Origin of the sequence: Spongiibacter sp. UBA1325, from assembly GCF_002306875.1 — a bacterium.
Lineage (GTDB): Bacteria > Pseudomonadota > Gammaproteobacteria > Pseudomonadales > Spongiibacteraceae > Spongiibacter > Spongiibacter marinus.
Map to the genome: position 1 here is coordinate 232,844 of NZ_DBTD01000009.1, position 18,382 is coordinate 251,225.

The following is an 18,382-nucleotide window of genomic DNA, read 5'->3' on the forward strand; positions in this document are numbered from 1 at the left end:
TGTTGAGGCTGAAAACGCGGCTGCGTCATAGGACTCGTCCTTGATTTATATGAGGGCGTGTAACGTGGCTGTTCTCTGGCTTCCCTTCCGTCGACAACCGCTTGCGCACTAAAATCACACAGGGGCAATATTTAGCAGCGCACTAAATATTTATAGCCGATGGCCTACTCATTGACAAGCAAGTCCTAAAAAACGTGGGCGAAACCGGTTTTCAATCAAGCTCGAACACCCCATGCTGCACAGGTACCCGTCAGGCGTAATACCCGAGCGCCAACCAACAGGAGAGTTTATGTTCCAGCTAGGTAATGCGCATTTTCGCCACCCAGTGATTCAAGCACCGATGGCGGGTTCGCAAGACAGTGAACTCGCGCTGGCCGTCGGCCGTGCCGGCGGGCTGGGTTCGCTGCCCTGTGCCATGCTGAGCCTCGATAAGCTGGAGCAGGAACTCCAGGCATTGCGGGGCCTGGAGAGCTATAACCTCAACTTCTTTTGCCACGATGCAGCAGCAGCCGAGCTCACTCGCAATGCCGAGAAGCTCCAGCACTGGCAGCAGCTATTGCAACCTTTTTACGAAGCGTGGGAAATCGCCCCACCCGACCCAATGACACCTGCCAGCCGCCAACCCTACAGTGCAGCGCAGGCAGAGTTGCTGGCCGCGTATCAGCCACCGGTAGTGAGTTTCCACTTCGGATTGCCGAAAGCCGCTTTGCTGCGCCAAATAAAAAGCTGGGGCAGCGCCGTTATTTCAACCGCCTGCACCGTCGATGAGGCAGTGCATCTGCAGAGTGAAGGGGTAGACGCCATTATCTTGCAGGGACTGGAGGCAGGAGGGCACCGCGGTCACTTCCTGCGCGGCGACCTGGCGGGGCAGATGCCCACACTGAAGCTATTGGAAGCTTGCCGAGATAAAATTTCGCTGCCACTTATTGCGGCTGGCGGCCTTAGCACCGCCTCTGCGGTTCGCCTCGCCATTGCCTCGGGCGCCAATGCCGTACAGGCTGGCACCGCCTATTTGTTGTGCCCGGAGGCAAAAATCTCTGCGGTCCACCGTCACGCCATAACATCGACAGCCGATGCCTCCACAGCTGAGGCAACCCAGCTGACAAATGTATTCTCCGGACGACCGGCACGCGGACTGAGCAACCAGCTCATGCAAACCCTGGGGGCACTTCGCGACGACCTGCCCGCCTTCCCACTTTGCAGCGGCCTGCTTGCGCCGCTACGCGCGGCAGCAGAAGCGCAAAACAGGGACGACTTTTCGCCGCTATGGGCCGGAACCGCTCTGCAAGACTGTCTCGTTACGTCCGCTGCAGAGGTAACTCAGCGGCTGGTCGCGGAAACTTTCTAGGGCTGACGAGCCGCATACAAGGCTAGGAAAGCGAACACAGATCGTTGCACAATTGGACTGATCGCGAATCGCTAACAGCCTTGTCAGGGAGACAACAATGGAACCACAAAGCGCCAACCTTCGCAGCCCCTTCGACTGTTATATAAACGCATGGCGACATTACGCCGACTTTAGCGGTCGCTCACGGCGGCGCGAATATTGGTTTTTTGTGCTGTTCAATATATTGATCAGCATGGCGCTAAGCATAATCGACAGCGCTTTGGGCCTGGGCAATGCCGAAATTGGCGCCGGGCTGTTTAGCGGCTTGTACGGCTTGGCGGTGTTGTTGCCATCGATCGGCTACGCTGCGCGCCGCCTGCACGATATCGGCCGCAGCGCGTGGTGGCTGCTTGTGATCTTCATTCCGTTGCTGGGCCCCCTGATTATGCTGGTGTTTACCGTGCTCGACAGCCAGCCCGGCGACAATGCCTTCGGGCCCAACCCAAAAGGCATTGACGACCCCGAGCGCTAGGAAATCAGCGTGGCGACATCCTCCAGCGGCGCGCGATCCATAATCACCTTATTGATCTGCTCACCGGGCTGCTCGTAGCCGAAAGACAGCCCGCAGATAATGCCGTGCCCCTCAGGCAGGTTGGCGATCTCTTTGACCGGATCGGGAAAAAAGGCGAGCGCGCCCTGGGGGATGCTGGCCAGGCCGTAATCGACGAGTAGTAACATTAGCGTCTGCAGGTATATGCCAATATCGATGGCATTGACCGAACCCATACCGGTGGGCATAGAAATGAATGCGACATGCGGCGCGCCGAAAAACTGCCAGTTCTTCAACATTAGGGCCTGACGCTTGTCTTTTTCGTGGCGCTCAATGCCCATGGTGCCGTAGTAGGTCATCGCGCAGTCGAATTGCCTCTCTTTATACACGCCGTCTAGATCGGCGTCGCCGGGTTTAAAGGCGGGCGAGGGTGCCTTGCCACTAAGAATTTCTGTGACAATGGCATCTTCCAGCTTGTTGCGCGCCTCGCCACTCACCACCGTGATATGCCAGGGCTGGGTATTGCAGTTTGAGGGGGCGTGGCGGGCAATATCCAAAATTTCACGCAACAGTTCTTCAGGCACCGGGTCGGGCTTAAAGCCCCGAATGGAACGTCGGGCTTTTACGGCTTCAGCTACACGCATAATCTCTCACTGTCTTTGGCTCAAACGCCCTAGTCTAAACCAGTCGCGACAATGGGCAAGAGTTCACAGCCCGGTAAAATCATTATGACAGTTCAGCACCTTGTTCCTACAATACAGTAAAGGCAATTAGCGCAGACCCGCAGCAGCACTACGGAGCATACCCATGGCCCTTCGCGGCTTTTTCAACCACTACTACTCCGACGCAGCCGCCGCACGCCTGTTACGGGATGTGCGCTATATCCATATTCTGGCGGCAACAGGCGCCACCGCACTGATGATACTGCTGAGCCAGGAGCTTCCTCGCTATTTCATTACCAGCTGGTTGAGTACCCTGCTATGTATACAGGGCGGACTCACCCTTGTTCCACTATTATTCCGCCACTATGGCTGCACGAACACGGTAAAAAACTGGCTGGTGCCTTACGGGGCACTTAGCGCCCTGGGACACCTGACCTGGGGCTGCCTGTTTTTGACGTTTGCCGACCATTTAACGCTGTGGCAGCAAATTTTAGTGATGCTGCTTTTGTTTGTGATTCTGTCCATGTCGATGCCCATGCTGGCGCGTTTTTACCCGCTGTTTTGCCTGGATGTAGTGATGCTTGGCCTGCCGTTTTTGGCGCTTCTGGCCGAGCAGCAGGACTTTGCATGGCAACTATGGTTTGTGGCGGGGCTGCTGCTAATGGGCACCCTCAGCCTGTTGTGTCGCGGCCACACTGAGGCTCAACAGCACCTGGATGCCGTTAAGCGCGACCCACTTACCGGCCTGCTAAACCGCGAAGCCTGCATTACCGCTCTGGCAAGCACAGCGGGAGAAACGCGCGGCGCGCTTATTTGCCGGCTGCACAACTATCGCGCGATCTGCGATGCTTTTGGCAATCGCGCTGGCGATGCGGTGCTACAACACTGCGCCAACAGCCTGCGCTATGTCAGCGAACAGCAAAAGCTCACTGGCCGTGTTGGCGAAAACGAATTCTTTCTACCGCTGGCCGTTGCCGACTCGACACTCTGGCAAAAACGCAGCCGACACCTGCTTCGCCAGATCGGCGCACAAATGAGCTGGGGAGAGCACCTTATCGCCCTCGATATCGGCATCGGCCTGGCGGAATTAGCGGGTACGCCCGAAGAAGCCCTGCGTCATGCACAACTGGCGGCTGCCGTGCGAAACCCACACAGCCAGATCAACCAGTATCACCCCGAATTGTGGGACCGGCTGCAGCGCGATGTCAGTCTGCGCTCGGCACTGCAAAGCACCGCGCTATACGAACAACTAACGCTTCACTTTCAGCCTAAGAAGCAGCTGCGCGACGGCGCAATCAACGGCGCTGAGGCGCTGTTGCGCTGGCAGCATCCCGAGCTTGGGGCCATACCGCCCGACGAGTTTATCGCGATTGCAGAACAGAGCGAGGTGATCAATGACCTTGGCGACTGGGTGATCCAACAAGCCGCCAGGCACCTGGCCGAGATCCCCGGGGATGCGCCGTTTTGCATTGCCGTGAACGTATCGATGGCGCAATTTACCAGCCCGCGCTTACTGGCAAGCCTTCGCGATGCCGTCGCCGAACTGCCGAGCAATCGACGCCTGGAGTTAGAAATTACCGAGAGCGTGATGATGCTGGAGCCTTCGGTGGTTAACGATACGCTGGCAACCCTCGCCAACCTCGGTGTCAATGTCGCCCTTGACGACTTTGGCACGGGCTACTCGTCGCTGCAGTACTTGGCAACACTGCCCATACACACGCTGAAAATCGATCGCAGTTTTGTCTCTGACCTGACTCAGGATAAACACCGAGCCGTGATTAAGGTCATTATTGAAATGGCTCATGCACTGGGTATTAAGGTTGTTGCCGAAGGCGTGGAGAGCGCCGAACAACTGGCTGTTCTCGCGGAGTATCACTGCGACGAAGTCCAGGGTTACCACATTGCTCGACCGGCGCCATTTAGCTCGCTTGTTGCCGCACTGCGCTAACCCTGCGCTGGCCGAGTAGGCTTTGCAGCCGGTATCATGCGCCGTCACACCCTTGCGCTGCGCCGTAATTTAAAGAGCTGTAATGACCGAACTCGCACCCCTGCAATATATCCTGATTGGGCTGATTTTTGTCTGGAGTGGCTTTGTTCGCTCCGGCCTTGGCTTCGGTGGCGCCGTGCTCTCGCTGCCCTTTCTGTTGCTGGTACACAACGCACCGCTCGTTTACCTGCCGCTGATCTCCGTTCACTTACTGGTGTTTTCATCGTTAACCATCGCCCTGAATAATCGTCAGCGCCTCGGGGGCAGCAGCGCCCAGAGCACGGTGGACTGGCAGTATTTATGGAAGGCGCTGACAGTGATGATCGGCCCCAAATTACTCGGCGTGTTCGGTTTGATTACCCTGCCCAGCGGCGTACTCAGCGGTATTATTTTTAGTATCGTGATGCTGTATTCACTGAGTTATATTTTTAATAAGCCATTTCGCAGCAACAACCGCCTGGTCGATGCGGTGTTTCTAATGGCCGGGGGCTATATCAGCGGTACCTCACTCATCGGCGCGCCGCTGATCATAGCGGTAGTCGCCCAACACGTCGCCAAGGAGCGCCTGCGCGACACACTGTTTGCGCTATGGTTTATTCTGGTGACGATTAAAATGGCTGCCTTCGTCTGGGCCGGTGTCGACCTGCAGCTCATTCACCACCTCTGGTTGCTCCCCTGTGCTGCCGTTGGCCATGTTATCGGCCTGCGGGTGCACGACCGCTTGCTACAGGCCGAAACGCCGATATTTTTCCGGGTAGTTGGTAGCGTGTTGTTGGCCATTAGTGTGGTTGGTTTATTTTCAGCGTTTCGCTAGGGCGACGCGCTACCTTCCATTCAGGAGATCGCTTACGCCACTGGCTGCCCGCGCCGGTGAATACGACTGACCCCATACACCGCCACCCCGGCGAGAATACCGGGCAGGCCTTCATAGACCATGTTGTGAAGGTCGAAATAACGCCACAGTAGCGCCGTGCTGATCCCAACCACACTCATCGCAATACTCACGCCCTGGCCTGGGCGGCCGCCAAAAATAAGCACCAGCAACAGCGGCACAAACGCACTGGCTAATCCGGACCACGCCATAACCACCATGGCGAAAACGCTTTGCGCACTGAGTAGCGCCCAGGCCAGAGCCGTGGCGGTAATACCAAACGTCGACAGCTTAAGCAGCCAGGGTTTTTCAATATTGTGTGGCAACAAATCGTGGGTCAGTGCCGCCGATGAACTCAAAATTAATGAATCGGCGGTGGAGAGCGTCGCGGCAAACACCCCGGCGAGAATTAAGCCGACCAGCACCGGTGGTAAAAGCTGTTGCGCCATGGTTGGCAGAGCGAGTTCAGCGTCGAAGCTGCCGGCCTCGGGCAGGTAGAGCCGCGACAGCAAGCCAACCGACGTGGCCATTAAGTAAAAAGCGGTAAACCACAGGTAATACCACTGGCGTGCGCGGTTCATATCCCCACCTTCTCGCAGGGTCATAAACCGCACCATCACATGGGGCTGACCAACCACGGACAGGCCGGCAAACAACCAACCCAATGCGAATAACACCGCCCCCATTACGCCGGGAAAGGCGAGATCCTGGGGAAACCAATTCATATAATCCGGCACGTCGCGCAACCGAGAGAGAGTCGCCTGCGCTCCACCGAGGCCGTCGACCGCCACCCACAACAGCAGCCCCATCGCTGAGATCATCACCATCGACTGCGCGGCATCGGTCCAGATTGATGCGCGGATGCCACCCGCCAGGCAGTACATCAACACCAGTACGGCACCACTGACCGCCCCCGCCCAAATTGGCCAATCAAACAAGACGTGCAAGGCCTTACTACCGGCAAGCAATTGCGCGGCGGCGTAAGCGACTAACAGCAACAAACAAATGCTTGCAGCCAGCCGTTGGTAGGCGGGTTTTGTGCCACCGGACCACGACGACAACACGCCGATATAACTGACCTCGCCGCGTTTTTCCGTCATCGTCCGCAGGCGGCGGTGCACAAAGTGGGACGCGATAAAGTCGCCACTAATCCAGCCCAACATAACCCAAAAAGCGGATAAGCCGACGGTGTAGGTATAGCCGATAACACCGATAAACATATAGCCACTGTTATTCGTGGCCACGGCAGAAAGGCCGACGAGCCAGGGCTTAACGCTATTGCTGGCAAGGTAGTAATCCTTGCTCTGGTGACTACTAAAAAAAAGGGAAGAGAGGCCAATAAGGACGAATAGGCTTAAAAAAGCAATAAAACTCCAGGCAGTAAGCATAGGCTTCCTATTGTTACTGCCCAGTGCCGAGCAGCGTTAAATATTATCGTTAACCGTTGGCTCTAGCAGCTCGTGTACCAGCGGGTGCTCACGCAGTGATTCCAGTGCGGGGTCCCGCTCCAGTTCTTCGCGATAGGCCTCAGCCTGAGCAACCGCTTTGGCAAAGTAGCGAGCGGCATCGTCGAGATTGCCCATTGCCGAATGTGCACAGGCCAACTGGTAAAACGCGTGACCGTTGGTTTCGTCGAGACTCAGCGCCTGATTACACAGGTTAACCGCCCACTGGGGTTCACCCTGATCCAGCGCAGCATCGGCCTTATAGGTAATGGCTTCAATATCGCTGGGGCGAATGGCAAGTATTTGATCGTAGATGCCAATTTTACCCGCCGGACTGGCCTCCTGACTGGCGCGCAACCATAGCGAATGGATCTCCTGCGTACGGTTGATTTCCTCGCGGTTGGACTCGATGTGCTCAGTTTCTTGTTTGAGCTGTCGCTCTATCACGCGCAGGCGCTTTTCGTATTCTTCAACGATGTCCGCAACCTGCTCATTAGCAACGCTGTGAACCTTGTCGCGAATATCACGCAGGGAATTCCAGCCGATCAACACCAGCGCCGAACTGACACCGGCGATCAGATAGAAGAAGTAGGTAACCGTATTGGTGGCGTAAGACACCGCTTTATCTGCAGCGCCAAGCTCGCGATCCACCACTTCCTGAGTGAGTTCGCGGTGCTTGCGCTCCATATCCACCCGCAGTGAACGCACTTCATCGAGGATATAACGCTCGATGAAGGGCGAGTAGAGCGGCTCTTGCAGTTGATCAATATGCTGATCAACTTGTGTGTCGCTGACCTCTTGCTCTGAGTCGGCAAACGCCATTAAGGGAAGTAGCGCTGCCACTATCCAGCACAGGGTCAAGCCACGCATATTGCCTCTCCGTGATCATGGACTTCTACTAAACAACGGTGCAGGTTGGCGACCGCTGCCTCGTAGTCATCTTCATTGATCACGAACTGCATGTCCACTTGACGCATAGACTGGTGCATAGCCAGCACACTGATATCTGCCGACGCCAATGCCGAGACCGTTTTTGCCAGCATGCCAGGCACTTTCATATCGCTGCCGATGGCGGACACAATAGCCACCTTGCGCGTACTGACCTCTGCCGTCGTAAACTCATCACTGACCGCTTTAACAATGCGCTTAACCGTTTTCAGGTTGGTGCCCAAGTAGTGGGTGATGGTGTTGGCGTTAATATCTTTGGTGATCACCGTCGCTTTAAAGCGAGAGATCGCACTGAGTATTTTCTGCTCGTAATCCCACAGCGAGCCGACCATGTCTTGGTCGAAAACTTCCAGCGCGTACACTTGCTTGCGGCCCGCAATAATTTCTACACAGGGTCGCTCACTGGTGTATTCACCATCGATTAAGGTGCCGCTGTGCTCGGGTTCAAAGGTGTTTTTCACCCGCAACGGAATATTGTCCTGGCGCAGGCCCTTGGCTGCACGCGGGTGAATCGCCTCCATGCCGAGGTTGGCCAGCTGATCGGCAACATCGTAGTTAGTGCGGCCGATCGGCACCACCTTCTCGGCACCCACTAAACGCGGATCAGCACTACTGAGGTGATACTCCTTGTGAATAATCGCTTCGTCGGCCTTGCTCATCACCGCCAAACGGCTAAAGGTCATCTCGCTGTAGCCGCGATCAAAAGTCGCCATCAAGCCTTCGCTGCAGTAGGCGTAACCGGTGACGATGGGCAGCTCTTTTTGCACATCAATTTTATCCAGCTCGCGCAGAATGTGTGCATCCAAGGGGATTGCCGACTCCATTCTCCAACCGGAAAGGTCAACAAAGCGCGCGTTAATACCGTCGCGCTGCAGCAGCTTGGCGGTATTCCAGGCACTGTGAACTTCGCCAATGCTGGCCAGCATTTCACGGACCGTTAGCAGGTGGTCTTCCAAACCAAAGTGGCCGTGCTGGCACAGACGGTGCAAGTTGTCCATGCAGCGCTCGGCCTCGAATAAGCGGCCATCAATAAACGCATTGGCCTCATTGAGCTGCTCGGCGTCGTCGAACAGCTCCTCATTAATTTGGTGCAGGGCTTTGGCCACATTGCGCAGCGCTTCCCGCCACAATGCTTCGCTGCCTTCGTCGTCGGCAAATAAACCGTAGACACCGGGGTTACCGTTGCGCTTGTTCTCCAGCAGCATGTCGGTTACACCACCGTAGGCAGACACAACAAAAATTCTGCCGTACAGGTGGTCGCCCTCGGCTCCCGCCAGGATGATATTGTCGCGCACCGCGGCGTAATCGCTCATCGACGTGCCGCCAATTTTTTCTACACTGTGTGACATCGTATTCTCCATTCGATCATTAAAAAGGACGTTTTCCGCGCGCTTTTTAACAATCAGTCAATGGGGTAAACGCCATTTTCATCGTGAACTTCCTTGCCACTCAGTGGCGGATTAAATACACAGGCCATTTTCATGTCTTCGCTGCCGCCGCGAAGCAGGTGCTTGTCGTGCTTGTCGAGGATATACAGCGTACCGGGTTCAATTTTGTAGATTTTGCCGTCTTCAACCGTTTCAATCTCGCCATTGCCCGACATGCAGTACACGGACTCAAGGTGATTCTGGTAGTGAATCGGCGTTTCGGTACCTGCAAGAATGGTAGTGATATGGAAAGAAAAACCCATATTGTCGTCTTTCAGCAGCATGCGCACACTTTGCCAATTGCCACCGTCAACTTTGCGTTCTGAATTTTCACACTCTTCTAATGTTCTTACGATCATTACTCGGTTTCCAATTTCTTTAGTCGATACAACGGTCCGCCATTACGGCGGACCCAAATCGAGCCCGGGCGGGCCCGAACACAAGGCGGGATTAAGACGCTTTCTTAACGTCTTTCAACAACACTTCCGAAACGGCATCGGCGACGATATCCATGCCGCGAATCAGCTCGTCTTTGTCGATGGTCAGCGGGCAGAAACATTTTACGATATGCCCACGGTTACCACAGGTTTCAATTACCAGGCCTCGCTCAAAACAGGCGCGGGCAACGGCATCGGCAGTATCGCCATCGGCAAGGGCAATGCCCTGCATCATGCCGCGACCTTTAACCGCCGCGCGCGTAACGCCGTAGCGGTCAGAAATTTTCTTAAAGCGGTCGCGCACAATCGCCGACTTTTCGATGATCTCGTTAGAGAAGCTTTCATCTTTCCAGAAATGGCGGATGGCAGCCGCTGCGGTAACAAACGCGTGGTTATTACCACGGAAAGTACCGTTGTGCTCACCCGGTGCCCACACGTCCAGGTCCGGGCGCAGCAATACAATTGCGCAGGGCAGGCCGTAGCCACTCAGTGACTTCGACATGGTCACAATGTCGGGCTTAATACCGCTGGGCTCAAAGCTGAAGAAGGTACCCGTGCGGCCACAGCCGGCCTGGATATCATCCACAATCAACAGGATATCGTGCTTGCGGCACAGTTTTTCCAAGCCGCGCAACCAATCGCTATTGGCGACATTCAAACCGCCTTCACCTTGCACACACTCCACCAGCATCGCCGCCGGCAGATCGATACCCGACGACGGATCGCTAAGCAGCTTGTCCATCATCTTGATGGTGTCGGCATCGCGACCGTGGTAACCGCAGAACGGCATACGCGAGATGTCGCCCAGCGCCACACCCGCACCGCCGCGGTGATGGCTGTTACCCGTTGCCGCAACACTGCCCAAAGTCACACCGTGAAAGCCGTTGGTGAACGATACAATGGTATTGCGACCAGTCACTTTGCGCGCCAGCTTCATCGCCGCTTCAACGGCGTTGGTGCCAGTGGGGCCAGTAAACTGGAAGGTATACTCCATATCGCGCGGCTTGAGGATGTTCTCGTTAAACGCGTCGAGGAAGTCGGCCTTGGCGTCGGTGTGCATATCCAGACCATGGGTAATGCCGTCGCGCATGATGTACTCAACCAGCGCTTCTTTAAGCACTGGGTGGTTGTGGCCATAGTTCAGCGTGCCCGCCCCAGCGAGAAAATCCAGGTATTTGTTGCCGTCAACGTCGTACAGGTATTCACCCTGCGCCTTATTAAACGTTACCGGGAATGAACGTGCATAACACTGCACTTCTGATTCAAGCTGATCAAAAATAGTCATAATAATGTCCTCTTAGCATCCTTTAATGTTGTCGACCGCTATTGTTCTAAAGGGGGTCGAGGGAAGGGTCCGATGCGAAGCAACGCCTCGCTGTCGTGTTTTCCGTGGAAGTGGGCCTCGCGCTCGAACCAGATATCGTGGTTCAGTTCGGTGTTCATATCCCGAGCGAAACTGCGGAACAGTGCCCATGACGCCTCGTTGTCTGGCGTGATCGTCGTTTCTAAAAATCGCACATTGGCGCAGGCTGGCCGCTGCACAATTTCCTGCATCATTTTCTTCGCCAATCCCCGGCCACGTTGGCTCTTATCAACCACAACCTGCCACACGAATACCGTGTCGGGCTTTGCCGGTGGAATGTAAGCAGAAATAAAGCCAACCAGTTGGCCGTTTTCTTCGACGGCAACCGAGGTTTCTGCAAAGTGGGTGCACTGCAGTAAATTGCAGTAGACCGAATTCGGATCGAGGGGGGGGCTGTTCGCCACCAATTGATTGAGTGGATAGCCATCTTCCGCCGTTGGTTGGCGAAAATTTAGCTCAAAAGCGTCCGCTGACGTCGCTTCATTTGATTTCAACACAATTTATTTGTGTTCATTGTAAACAGGGCGCAATAATGGGCAAAAATTAGACAATATTTGCCGTTTTCGGCCTGTTTATGAACTCAACCTCCCAAATAATTACTTAGTACACGAAGCATTATAACCTCGGCGCTGAACATTTTTCAAACAAAGGCTTAGAGAGCGATGCATTATAGCGATGCATTTTTGCCGCAAGCGCACTAAAATGGGCCGATTGCGAGGACATCCAACATGAAAGATGACGACAATATCGAAGAGGTTTTGATTGCTTTGCGGCGCGTTACCCGCGCCGTTGATTTGCACTCCAAGCACCTGATGAAGACCTCCGGCCTGACAGCGCCACAGATGCTGATTCTGCAAACTCTGCGCGACCAGGGCGACGCCATCATTTCCGATATCGCCAAGCAGGTGAGCCTGAGCCAGGCGACCGTTACCAGCATCATAGACCGGCTGGAAAAGCGCCAGCTGGTGGTACGGGAGCGCTCCAGCCAGGATAAGCGCAAGGTGTTTGCCTGCCTCACCGAGCAGGGCGCGGAGATTATTCGCAACGCGCCAACACCGCTCCAGGAATACTTCAAGCGGCAGTTCCGCGACCTGCAGGACTGGGAACAAATGCAGATCATCAGCTCGCTACAGCGCGTTGCACAGATGATGGACGCGCAACATATTGATGCTGCACCGCTGCTGGATGTGGGCGCCATCGACCGCCAGAGTGAACATGAGCAACCGAGCTTTGGCTTCAATGAAAAATAGTCGCACGGCCGTTGTTCTTTCAGCCGTGCTGCTGGCCGCTTGCGGCAAGCCCGGCAACAAGGCGGTGATGCCATCATCCCCTGACTTAAAGACGCTCTATATTCAGAGTTGCTATAGCTGCCATAGTCGCGGCACTAAAGGAGCCCCTCGCAGCGGCAATGCCGAAGACTGGCGGCCGCGACTCGAAAAGGGCATGGATACCCTTCTGCAGCACACCGCAGGTGGCTTTAAGGCCATGCCAGCAAAAGGGATGTGCGGTAGCTGCAGCCGCGAAGACTATCGTGCACTGATTACATTTATGGCCACGCCGCATCAAACCTCACCTAACGCGGCCGAAAACGACTAAGCTAGAACCTCGTGGCGCTGATCTAGCGCCAATGCAAACACGTATTTTGACTCATAAGAACGTGCGCAGAGGACGCTGCTATGGAACTCCCCCACCCGATTCAAATTGGTATCAGTGCCTGCCTGCTCGGCGACCAGGTTCGTTATGATGGCGGCCACAAGCGCCTCCCTTTCGCTACCGATGAGCTCAGCCGACACTTCGACTTTGTAAAAGTCTGTCCCGAGCAGGCCATCGGTATGGGCGTACCGCGCCCAACCATCCGCCTGGTCGGCGACCCGGAGAATCCGCGCTTACAGGGCAGCAAGGAAGGCCCGGATCTGGATGTCACCGAGAAAATGCAGGTTTTCGCCAGCGACACTGCCGCCAAGCTCGGACATATCAGTGGCTATATTTTTTGCGCCAAGTCGCCCAGCTGCGGCATGGAGCGCGTTCCCGTTGTCTCTGAAACCGGTCAGGGCTTAGGCAAGGTTGGCGTGGGCATTTATGCTCGCAAGCTGATGGAAGCCTTGCCGCTACTTCCCGTAGAAGAAAATGGCCGCTTGAACGACCTGCCCCTGCGAGAGAATTTCGTACTGCGCGTTATCGCTTACTCGCGCTGGCAGGCCATACAAGCAGAGGGGCTGACGGTGGCCGCACTGCAGGAATTCCATCGCCGACATAAGTTTTTATTGCTCGCACACAACCAGTCGATCTATCGGCAGTTGGGGCCACTGGTAGCCGACACCCTTAGTGACAACCTAGAGAAAAGTGCCGACGAGTACATCCGCCGCTTTATGGACGCTCTGAAGAAACCCGCCAACCCCAAAAACCATCGCAACACGCTGATGCATATTCAGGGCTTTTTCAAAGACCACTTGGAAAAAGAGGACCGCGCACAATTAAGCAAGGTGATTGAGGACTACTCCAACGGCCTGCTGCCACTGCTGGTGCCACTGGAGATGCTGGCCATGTTTTTGAAAAAGTACCAAGTCGACTACTTATTGGATCAATACTATTTCGATCCGTATCCGCGCGACCTTAAATTGCGGGTGGGCCTGTGACAGCACTGGTCTGGTTTCGCAACGACCTTCGCAGCCTCGACCACGCCGCTCTCAGCGCCGCGGTGGCAGCCGGCCCCTGCCGGGCCGTCTACTTCCTGTGCCCGGCGCAGCTCGACGAGCATGGCATTGCACCGATACGTCGCCACTATTTGCGCCGCGCATTGCAGGCCTTGGCGGAACAGCTCGCCGAATTGGGAATACCCTTCGACATTATCGATGCGGCGCATTTTCGCCATGTTCCAAAGATGCTGGCGGACTACTGCCAGCAATACGGCATTGCACAAGTATTCGCGCATGAAGAGCTCCTGGTTGATGAAATGCAGCGCGATGCCGCCTGCAAGCAGGCGCTTTCAATTCCTTTGACGCTGCTTGATGATTGCCTGATTCATCCCAGCCTTGGTACCAAAGACGACGGCAGCGCCTATAAAGTGTTTACGCCGTATTCGCGCCGTGCCCGCCAGCACTTGCGCGAGCACTTCCCACGCGTATTGCCACGCCCTCAAGCGCAAGCGGCCGCTACGGCGACCGCCCGCATTGAGGCCTTTGGCGAAGAGCGCGACTCCGACCCCTGGCCGGTGACAGAAAAGGCGGTGCTTGATCAACTTCGCGAATTCTGTGCCCAGCGCGCCGTCAAATACAGCGACCAGCGCAATTTTCCCGCTGTCGACGGCACCTCGCGCTTATCGGCGGCCTTAGCGCTGGGCGTTATCAGCCCCAGGCAATGTTTGGCGCGCCTGCAATTGGAGTGCGGCGAGGCCATGTGGGACGCCAAGTCCAGTGCCGGAAACTGGTTTAATGAATTACTGTGGCGCGAGTTTTACCGGCAGGTGGCCTTCCACTTTCCCCAAGTGGTTAAGGGCCGCGCCTTTCAAGCCGATACCGAAAGACTACGCTGGCGCAACAAGCGCGAACACTTTGCCGCCTGGCAAGCCGGGGAGACCGGCTACCCGATCGTCGATGCCGGCATGCGTCAGCTCGCCCAGACCGGCTGGATGCACAACCGCTTGCGCATGGTCACCGCGTCGTTCCTGTGCAAACACCTCCACATTGACTGGCGCTGGGGTGAGCGGCACTTTCTCGAGCAGCTTATCGACGCCGATTTCGCATCAAACAATGGCGGCTGGCAGTGGGCGGCCTCCACCGGCACCGATGCCGTGCCTTACTTCCGCATTTTTAACCCCACCACGCAGAGTCAGCGCTTCGACGCCGATGGCGAGTTCATCAAGCAGTTTATTCCCGAACTGCGCGAGCTCTCCGGCAAGGCGCTGCACCAACCCAAAAATGTCGCCGGCTACCCCCAGGCGATTGTCGACCACAAAGAAAGTCGCGAAACCTGTTTAGCACTTTTTCAGGAAATTAGAGACTAAAGCCCGGCAAGCCCTGTTGAGACTTTAACGCTGGCGCCGTCACAGCGCGGTGTTCTATGCTAGAGAACCAACGACGACGCCACCATCGATTACCGGGAGAAGATGTGAAACTACTTCGACACAGTCTATTGATCGTTAGCGCCGCCATGAGCCTGTCGGCAGCCGCCATGTCCAATGCGCAAACCGTGAGCGAGGCGAAGACCGTCTTCGGCATCAGTGAGTATGTCTATATCGAAGAACTGGGAGTCCGCTACAAAGCCAAAATTGACACTGGTGCAGAGAGCGCCTCCATCAACGCCATTAACCCAAAAGTGAAGAAGGGGCGCGGCGACGAGCCCGACATGGTGCACTTCGACTTGGTACTGCCAAGTGGCGAGCTCAAATCCGTTTCGCAGCCATTGGAGAAACACATCCGTATTATTCGTCGGGCTGGCGACATGGATGAAGACGACAAATACTACCACCGCCGCCCAGTGCTTGAATTGACCCTGTGTATCGGCGGCACCTCTCGTAAAGTTGAAGTGAACCTGGCCGATCGCCGACAATTTTCAAAGGCCATGCTGGTCGGCTCTGACCCATTGATAGCCTTCAACGCGATTGTCGACCCCAGCGAAAAATACCTTCAAGACAAAAACGCCTGCGCAAAAAAGGCAAAAAAACTCGATAAGGAGAGCGCCGAATGAAAGGCGTCAAACTGCACGTTAAAGTGCTTGCCGCAGCCCTGCTGTTACTCGGTGCGGCGGCCACGGCCTGGCAGATTTTTGCGTTGAACATTCCGGTCAGCGCGGAGACCACCGAGCCGGTCTGGGTTATCGACACCAAAATCAGCTTTAACGCGCGGGAAAAAACGCCAGTGAAGGTGCAGATGTATCTGCCACCAAGCTGGAGTAAATTCATCACCCTTGATGAAAGCTTCATCGCTCGCAACTACGGGGTGAACATCGATGAACTAGAACAGAACCGGCGTGCGGTGTGGTCGGCACGCCGCGCCGAAGGTCAGCAGCAACTGTTCTACCGGCTGATGCTGACCCAGCGCAGCAATACGCGCCTGTCGAATGAAGAACCCGGCCCCCAGTTTCGCGAGAGCCCCAATCTCAAAGGTGTTGAAAAAGTGGCTGTTGAGGCCCTGCTAAAACCCATTCGCGAACATTCCGCCGATATTGAAACCTTTATTCGCGAAGCCATTAAGCTGATTAATGACAGCAGCAACGACAATGCGCGGCTGTTGCTGCGCAACGACTATTCTCAGCTGAGCAAGTCCCGCGTACTTGAGCTGTTGCTGTCTTCGGCCCACATTCCCGTTGAGCAGGTGCATACCCTGCGCCTGTTGAGCAGCGGCACCCAACAGCCCGAGCTGTGGATGCGCAGCTACAATGGCCAGCGCTGGCTGTACTTCAATACCGAAACCGGCGTCTTTGGCCTGCCCGATGACCGCATTGTGTGGTGGACGGGGCGCGACCCACTGGTGAAAGTAGATGGCGGCCGACAGGTTAAGGTGGAAATCAATTCAACCCGGCAAACCATGAACTCCATTATGCTGGCGCAGAGCATTAATGAAAGCCGCCAGGAAAACAGCTGGGCGCTGTCGATGTACAGCCTGCCACTGCAGTCTCAGCAGACCTTTGAAATTATTCTGATGATTCCCATTGGAGTAATGTTGATCCTGTTCCTGCGCAACATTGTCGGCATTGAAACACTGGGCACCTTCACCCCCGTGTTAATAGGCTTGGCCTTCAGGGAAACGCAGGTGGTGTGGGGAATCATCCTCTTCACCACCATTTCTGCCCTCGGCCTGGGGCTGCGTTCCTACTTGGAGCACTTGCACCTGCAATTACTTTCGCGGCTTTCGGTTGTGCTGACCTTCGTCGTCATTGTGATGGCGCTGATCAGTGTGCTCGGCCACCAACTGGGGCTCGACCGTGGCCTGTCGATTGCGCTGTTCCCAATGGTGATTCTGACCATGTCGATTGAGCGACTGTCGATCGTCTGGGAAGAGCGGGGCGGGCTGCACAGTCTAAAAGTGGGCATCGGCACCTTAATTGCCGCTACGCTGGCCCACTTGATGATGAGCTACGCACCGTGGATTTATTTCGTGTTTACCTTCCCCGGCGTGTTATTGATGCTAATGGCGATTATGCTGGCCATGGGCCACTACCGAGGCTATCGCATCAGCGAGTTATTCCGCTTTAAAGCAATGCTTAAGGACGGCCAATGACCTCGCTATTCAAAACCTGGAAGACCCTTCGCGAGAAGGGGATTATGGGTATCAACGAGCGCAACTCAGACTATGTGTTGCGCTATAACGCTCGCCACCTTTACCCCTTGGTCGACGACAAAATTCTCACCAAGCAAAAGGCGATAGACAACGGAATTCATGTGCCGCCCATGTACGGCATCATTGATTCCGAGAAACAAATTAGTCAGATTCGCGACATTATCGGCAGCCACCGTGACTTCGTCATAAAGCCGTCTCAGGGTGCTGGCGGCGATGGCATTATGGTGATCGCCGATCAATTCGAGGGCTATTACCGCAGCGCCGGGGGCCGCTTACTCAGCCTTGAGGATATTGAATTCCATCTGTCGGGCATACTCTCGGGAATCTACTCCCTCGGGGGTCATCGCGATCGCGCGCTAATCGAGTACCGCGTGATCCCCGACCCCATCTTCAGTGCCATCAGCTACGAGGGCGTGCCCGATATTCGCATCATCGTGCTCAAAGGCTATCCCGTTCTGGCAATGCTGCGCCTGCCCACCCGCCAGTCTGGCGGCAAGGCCAACCTCCACCAAGGCGCCATTGGCGTCGGCGTTGACCTGGCCACCGGCATCACCCTCGACGGCACATGGCTGAACAAAAAGATTCAAACCCACCCCGACACCACCAACTCCGTTCGCGGTGTTGAACTGCCGTTTTGGGAGGGATTTATTTCCTTGGCAACGCGCTGCTATGAGCTGACCGGCCTGGGTTATATCGGAGTTGATATGGTGCTGGACAAGGATCTGGGCCCTATGATGTTAGAGCTCAATGCGCGGCCGGGGCTCAACATTCAAATCGCCAACGACACCGGCCTGTCGGCGCGCTGCCAAGCCGTCGAGGCCGAGATAGAGCGCCTGGCTAAACAAGGGCTTCACAACCCGCCACCAGAACAGCGCCTTGCGTTCTGCCAGAGCACCTTTGCCAACGCGCAGTGCGCTGCCCTAGCGAAAGAACTCGCTGAGCAACGCGCCGCACAAGAGGCGGCCGATGAAGAAGCGGCGATACGCGCGGCAAGCAAGCCGGGCGCAGACGATCCCTCAGTCGATGCCGGCATTCGGGTGCCCCAGTCGGGCAATCCACCGCCGGCCCGACAGTAGCGGCCATCGGC

Annotated in this window: 18 protein-coding genes; 11 read left to right on the top strand and 7 right to left on the bottom strand. The window is 55.8% G+C overall.

Features of this window, described 5'->3' with window-relative positions:
- The first annotated feature begins 289 nt into the window (after nucleotides 1-289).
- Nucleotides 290-1,348, top strand: a complete 1,059-nt coding sequence (locus tag B3K78_RS09600; RefSeq protein ID WP_286695272.1) for an NAD(P)H-dependent flavin oxidoreductase — start codon at nucleotides 290-292, stop codon at nucleotides 1,346-1,348.
- Nucleotides 1,349-1,445: 97 nt separating this feature from the next.
- A complete protein-coding gene (locus B3K78_RS09605; RefSeq protein ID WP_286695273.1) occupies nucleotides 1,446-1,859 on the top strand; it encodes a DUF805 domain-containing protein in 414 nt (137 codons plus the stop codon).
- Here B3K78_RS09605 and B3K78_RS09610 read toward each other — a convergent pair.
- The gene (locus tag B3K78_RS09610; RefSeq protein ID WP_286695274.1) at nucleotides 1,856-2,521 is read right to left on the bottom strand and encodes a nitroreductase; all 666 of its coding nucleotides are present in this window, start codon (nucleotides 2,519-2,521) and stop codon (nucleotides 1,856-1,858) included. The two genes, B3K78_RS09605 and B3K78_RS09610, sit on opposite strands and share 4 nt — an antisense overlap.
- Before the next feature lie 163 nt (nucleotides 2,522-2,684).
- Between B3K78_RS09610 and B3K78_RS09615 the strand changes: the two genes are divergently transcribed.
- Both B3K78_RS09615 and B3K78_RS09620 read left to right on the top strand, forming a co-directional pair.
- The gene (locus B3K78_RS09615) at nucleotides 2,685-4,487 is read left to right on the top strand and encodes a putative bifunctional diguanylate cyclase/phosphodiesterase (protein WP_286695275.1); all 1,803 of its coding nucleotides are present in this window, start codon (nucleotides 2,685-2,687) and stop codon (nucleotides 4,485-4,487) included.
- 82 nt (nucleotides 4,488-4,569) lie between these two features.
- A complete protein-coding gene (locus tag B3K78_RS09620; RefSeq protein WP_286695276.1) occupies nucleotides 4,570-5,340 on the top strand; it encodes a sulfite exporter TauE/SafE family protein in 771 nt (256 codons plus the stop codon).
- Between the two features lie 32 nt (nucleotides 5,341-5,372).
- Here the strand turns inward: B3K78_RS09620 and B3K78_RS09625 are convergent, their stop codons facing one another.
- The 6 genes from B3K78_RS09625 to ectA all read right to left on the bottom strand — a co-directional run bounded on the left by B3K78_RS09625 (nucleotide 5,373) and on the right by ectA (nucleotide 11,514).
- Entirely contained in the window at nucleotides 5,373-6,785 is a 1,413-nt protein-coding gene (locus B3K78_RS09625; protein WP_286695277.1) for a sodium/proline symporter, read from the bottom strand.
- Nucleotides 6,786-6,821: 36 nt separating this feature from the next.
- On the bottom strand, nucleotides 6,822-7,712 hold the full coding sequence (locus B3K78_RS09630) for a TPR end-of-group domain-containing protein (RefSeq protein ID WP_204994865.1): 891 nt from the start codon (nucleotides 7,710-7,712) through the stop codon (nucleotides 6,822-6,824).
- Complete coding sequence (locus B3K78_RS09635; protein WP_204994866.1) at nucleotides 7,700-9,139, bottom strand: aspartate kinase; 1,440 nt, start codon at nucleotides 9,137-9,139, stop codon at nucleotides 7,700-7,702. Before B3K78_RS09635 ends, B3K78_RS09630 begins: the two co-directional genes overlap by 13 nt.
- Before the next feature lie 53 nt (nucleotides 9,140-9,192).
- Nucleotides 9,193-9,576, bottom strand: a complete 384-nt coding sequence (locus tag B3K78_RS09640; protein WP_204994867.1) for an ectoine synthase — start codon at nucleotides 9,574-9,576, stop codon at nucleotides 9,193-9,195.
- Between the two features lie 91 nt (nucleotides 9,577-9,667).
- Nucleotides 9,668-10,939, bottom strand: a complete 1,272-nt coding sequence (gene ectB, locus B3K78_RS09645; protein ID WP_204994868.1) for a diaminobutyrate--2-oxoglutarate transaminase — start codon at nucleotides 10,937-10,939, stop codon at nucleotides 9,668-9,670.
- 38 nt (nucleotides 10,940-10,977) lie between these two features.
- The gene (ectA, locus tag B3K78_RS09650; RefSeq protein WP_286695278.1) at nucleotides 10,978-11,514 is read right to left on the bottom strand and encodes a diaminobutyrate acetyltransferase; all 537 of its coding nucleotides are present in this window, start codon (nucleotides 11,512-11,514) and stop codon (nucleotides 10,978-10,980) included.
- 231 nt (nucleotides 11,515-11,745) lie between these two features.
- Between ectA and B3K78_RS09655 the strand changes: the two genes are divergently transcribed.
- From B3K78_RS09655 to B3K78_RS09685, 7 genes are all read left to right on the top strand, one after another.
- A complete protein-coding gene (locus B3K78_RS09655; protein ID WP_036255765.1) occupies nucleotides 11,746-12,267 on the top strand; it encodes a MarR family winged helix-turn-helix transcriptional regulator in 522 nt (173 codons plus the stop codon).
- Nucleotides 12,257-12,613, top strand: coding sequence for a c-type cytochrome (locus B3K78_RS09660; RefSeq protein ID WP_286695279.1), 357 nt, complete (start codon nucleotides 12,257-12,259; stop codon nucleotides 12,611-12,613). The genes B3K78_RS09655 and B3K78_RS09660 overlap by 11 nt, the downstream gene beginning before the upstream one ends.
- A gap of 80 nt (nucleotides 12,614-12,693) precedes the next feature.
- Nucleotides 12,694-13,653: a YbgA family protein gene (locus tag B3K78_RS09665; RefSeq protein ID WP_286695280.1), complete on the top strand. Its 960-nt coding sequence runs from the start codon at nucleotides 12,694-12,696 to the stop codon at nucleotides 13,651-13,653.
- A complete protein-coding gene (gene phrB, locus B3K78_RS09670; RefSeq protein ID WP_286695281.1) occupies nucleotides 13,650-15,020 on the top strand; it encodes a deoxyribodipyrimidine photo-lyase in 1,371 nt (456 codons plus the stop codon). The genes B3K78_RS09665 and phrB overlap by 4 nt, the downstream gene beginning before the upstream one ends.
- 104 nt (nucleotides 15,021-15,124) lie before the next feature.
- Nucleotides 15,125-15,703, top strand: a complete 579-nt coding sequence (locus B3K78_RS09675) for an ATP-dependent zinc protease family protein (protein ID WP_204994872.1) — start codon at nucleotides 15,125-15,127, stop codon at nucleotides 15,701-15,703.
- The gene (locus B3K78_RS09680; RefSeq protein ID WP_204994873.1) at nucleotides 15,700-17,235 is read left to right on the top strand and encodes an inactive transglutaminase family protein; all 1,536 of its coding nucleotides are present in this window, start codon (nucleotides 15,700-15,702) and stop codon (nucleotides 17,233-17,235) included. Before B3K78_RS09675 ends, B3K78_RS09680 begins: the two co-directional genes overlap by 4 nt.
- On the top strand, nucleotides 17,232-18,371 hold the full coding sequence (locus B3K78_RS09685; RefSeq protein ID WP_286695282.1) for an alpha-L-glutamate ligase-like protein: 1,140 nt from the start codon (nucleotides 17,232-17,234) through the stop codon (nucleotides 18,369-18,371). Before B3K78_RS09680 ends, B3K78_RS09685 begins: the two co-directional genes overlap by 4 nt.
- Nucleotides 18,372-18,382: the final 11 nt, after the last annotated feature.

Excerpts from the sequence above, each read along its gene's own strand:
- B3K78_RS09665 (WP_286695280.1), top strand. The coding sequence starts at position 12,694 with ATGGAACTCCCCCACCCGATTCAAATTGGTATCAGTGCCTGCCTGCTC.
- B3K78_RS09625 (WP_286695277.1), bottom strand. The coding sequence starts at position 6,785 with ATGCTTACTGCCTGGAGTTTTATTGCTTTTTTAAGCCTATTCGTCCTT.
- B3K78_RS09655 (WP_036255765.1), top strand. The coding sequence starts at position 11,746 with ATGAAAGATGACGACAATATCGAAGAGGTTTTGATTGCTTTGCGGCGC.
- B3K78_RS09620 (WP_286695276.1), top strand. The coding sequence starts at position 4,570 with ATGACCGAACTCGCACCCCTGCAATATATCCTGATTGGGCTGATTTTT.
- B3K78_RS09605 (WP_286695273.1), top strand. The coding sequence starts at position 1,446 with ATGGAACCACAAAGCGCCAACCTTCGCAGCCCCTTCGACTGTTATATA.
- B3K78_RS09630 (WP_204994865.1), bottom strand. The coding sequence starts at position 7,712 with ATGCGTGGCTTGACCCTGTGCTGGATAGTGGCAGCGCTACTTCCCTTA.
- B3K78_RS09600 (WP_286695272.1), top strand. The coding sequence starts at position 290 with ATGTTCCAGCTAGGTAATGCGCATTTTCGCCACCCAGTGATTCAAGCA.
- B3K78_RS09660 (WP_286695279.1), top strand. The coding sequence starts at position 12,257 with ATGAAAAATAGTCGCACGGCCGTTGTTCTTTCAGCCGTGCTGCTGGCC.
- B3K78_RS09685 (WP_286695282.1), top strand. The coding sequence starts at position 17,232 with ATGACCTCGCTATTCAAAACCTGGAAGACCCTTCGCGAGAAGGGGATT.
- B3K78_RS09635 (WP_204994866.1), bottom strand. The coding sequence starts at position 9,139 with ATGTCACACAGTGTAGAAAAAATTGGCGGCACGTCGATGAGCGATTAC.
- B3K78_RS09615 (WP_286695275.1), top strand. The coding sequence starts at position 2,685 with ATGGCCCTTCGCGGCTTTTTCAACCACTACTACTCCGACGCAGCCGCC.
- B3K78_RS09610 (WP_286695274.1), bottom strand. The coding sequence starts at position 2,521 with ATGCGTGTAGCTGAAGCCGTAAAAGCCCGACGTTCCATTCGGGGCTTT.
- B3K78_RS09680 (WP_204994873.1), top strand. The coding sequence starts at position 15,700 with ATGAAAGGCGTCAAACTGCACGTTAAAGTGCTTGCCGCAGCCCTGCTG.
- B3K78_RS09640 (WP_204994867.1), bottom strand. The coding sequence starts at position 9,576 with ATGATCGTAAGAACATTAGAAGAGTGTGAAAATTCAGAACGCAAAGTT.
- ectB (WP_204994868.1), bottom strand. The coding sequence starts at position 10,939 with ATGACTATTTTTGATCAGCTTGAATCAGAAGTGCAGTGTTATGCACGT.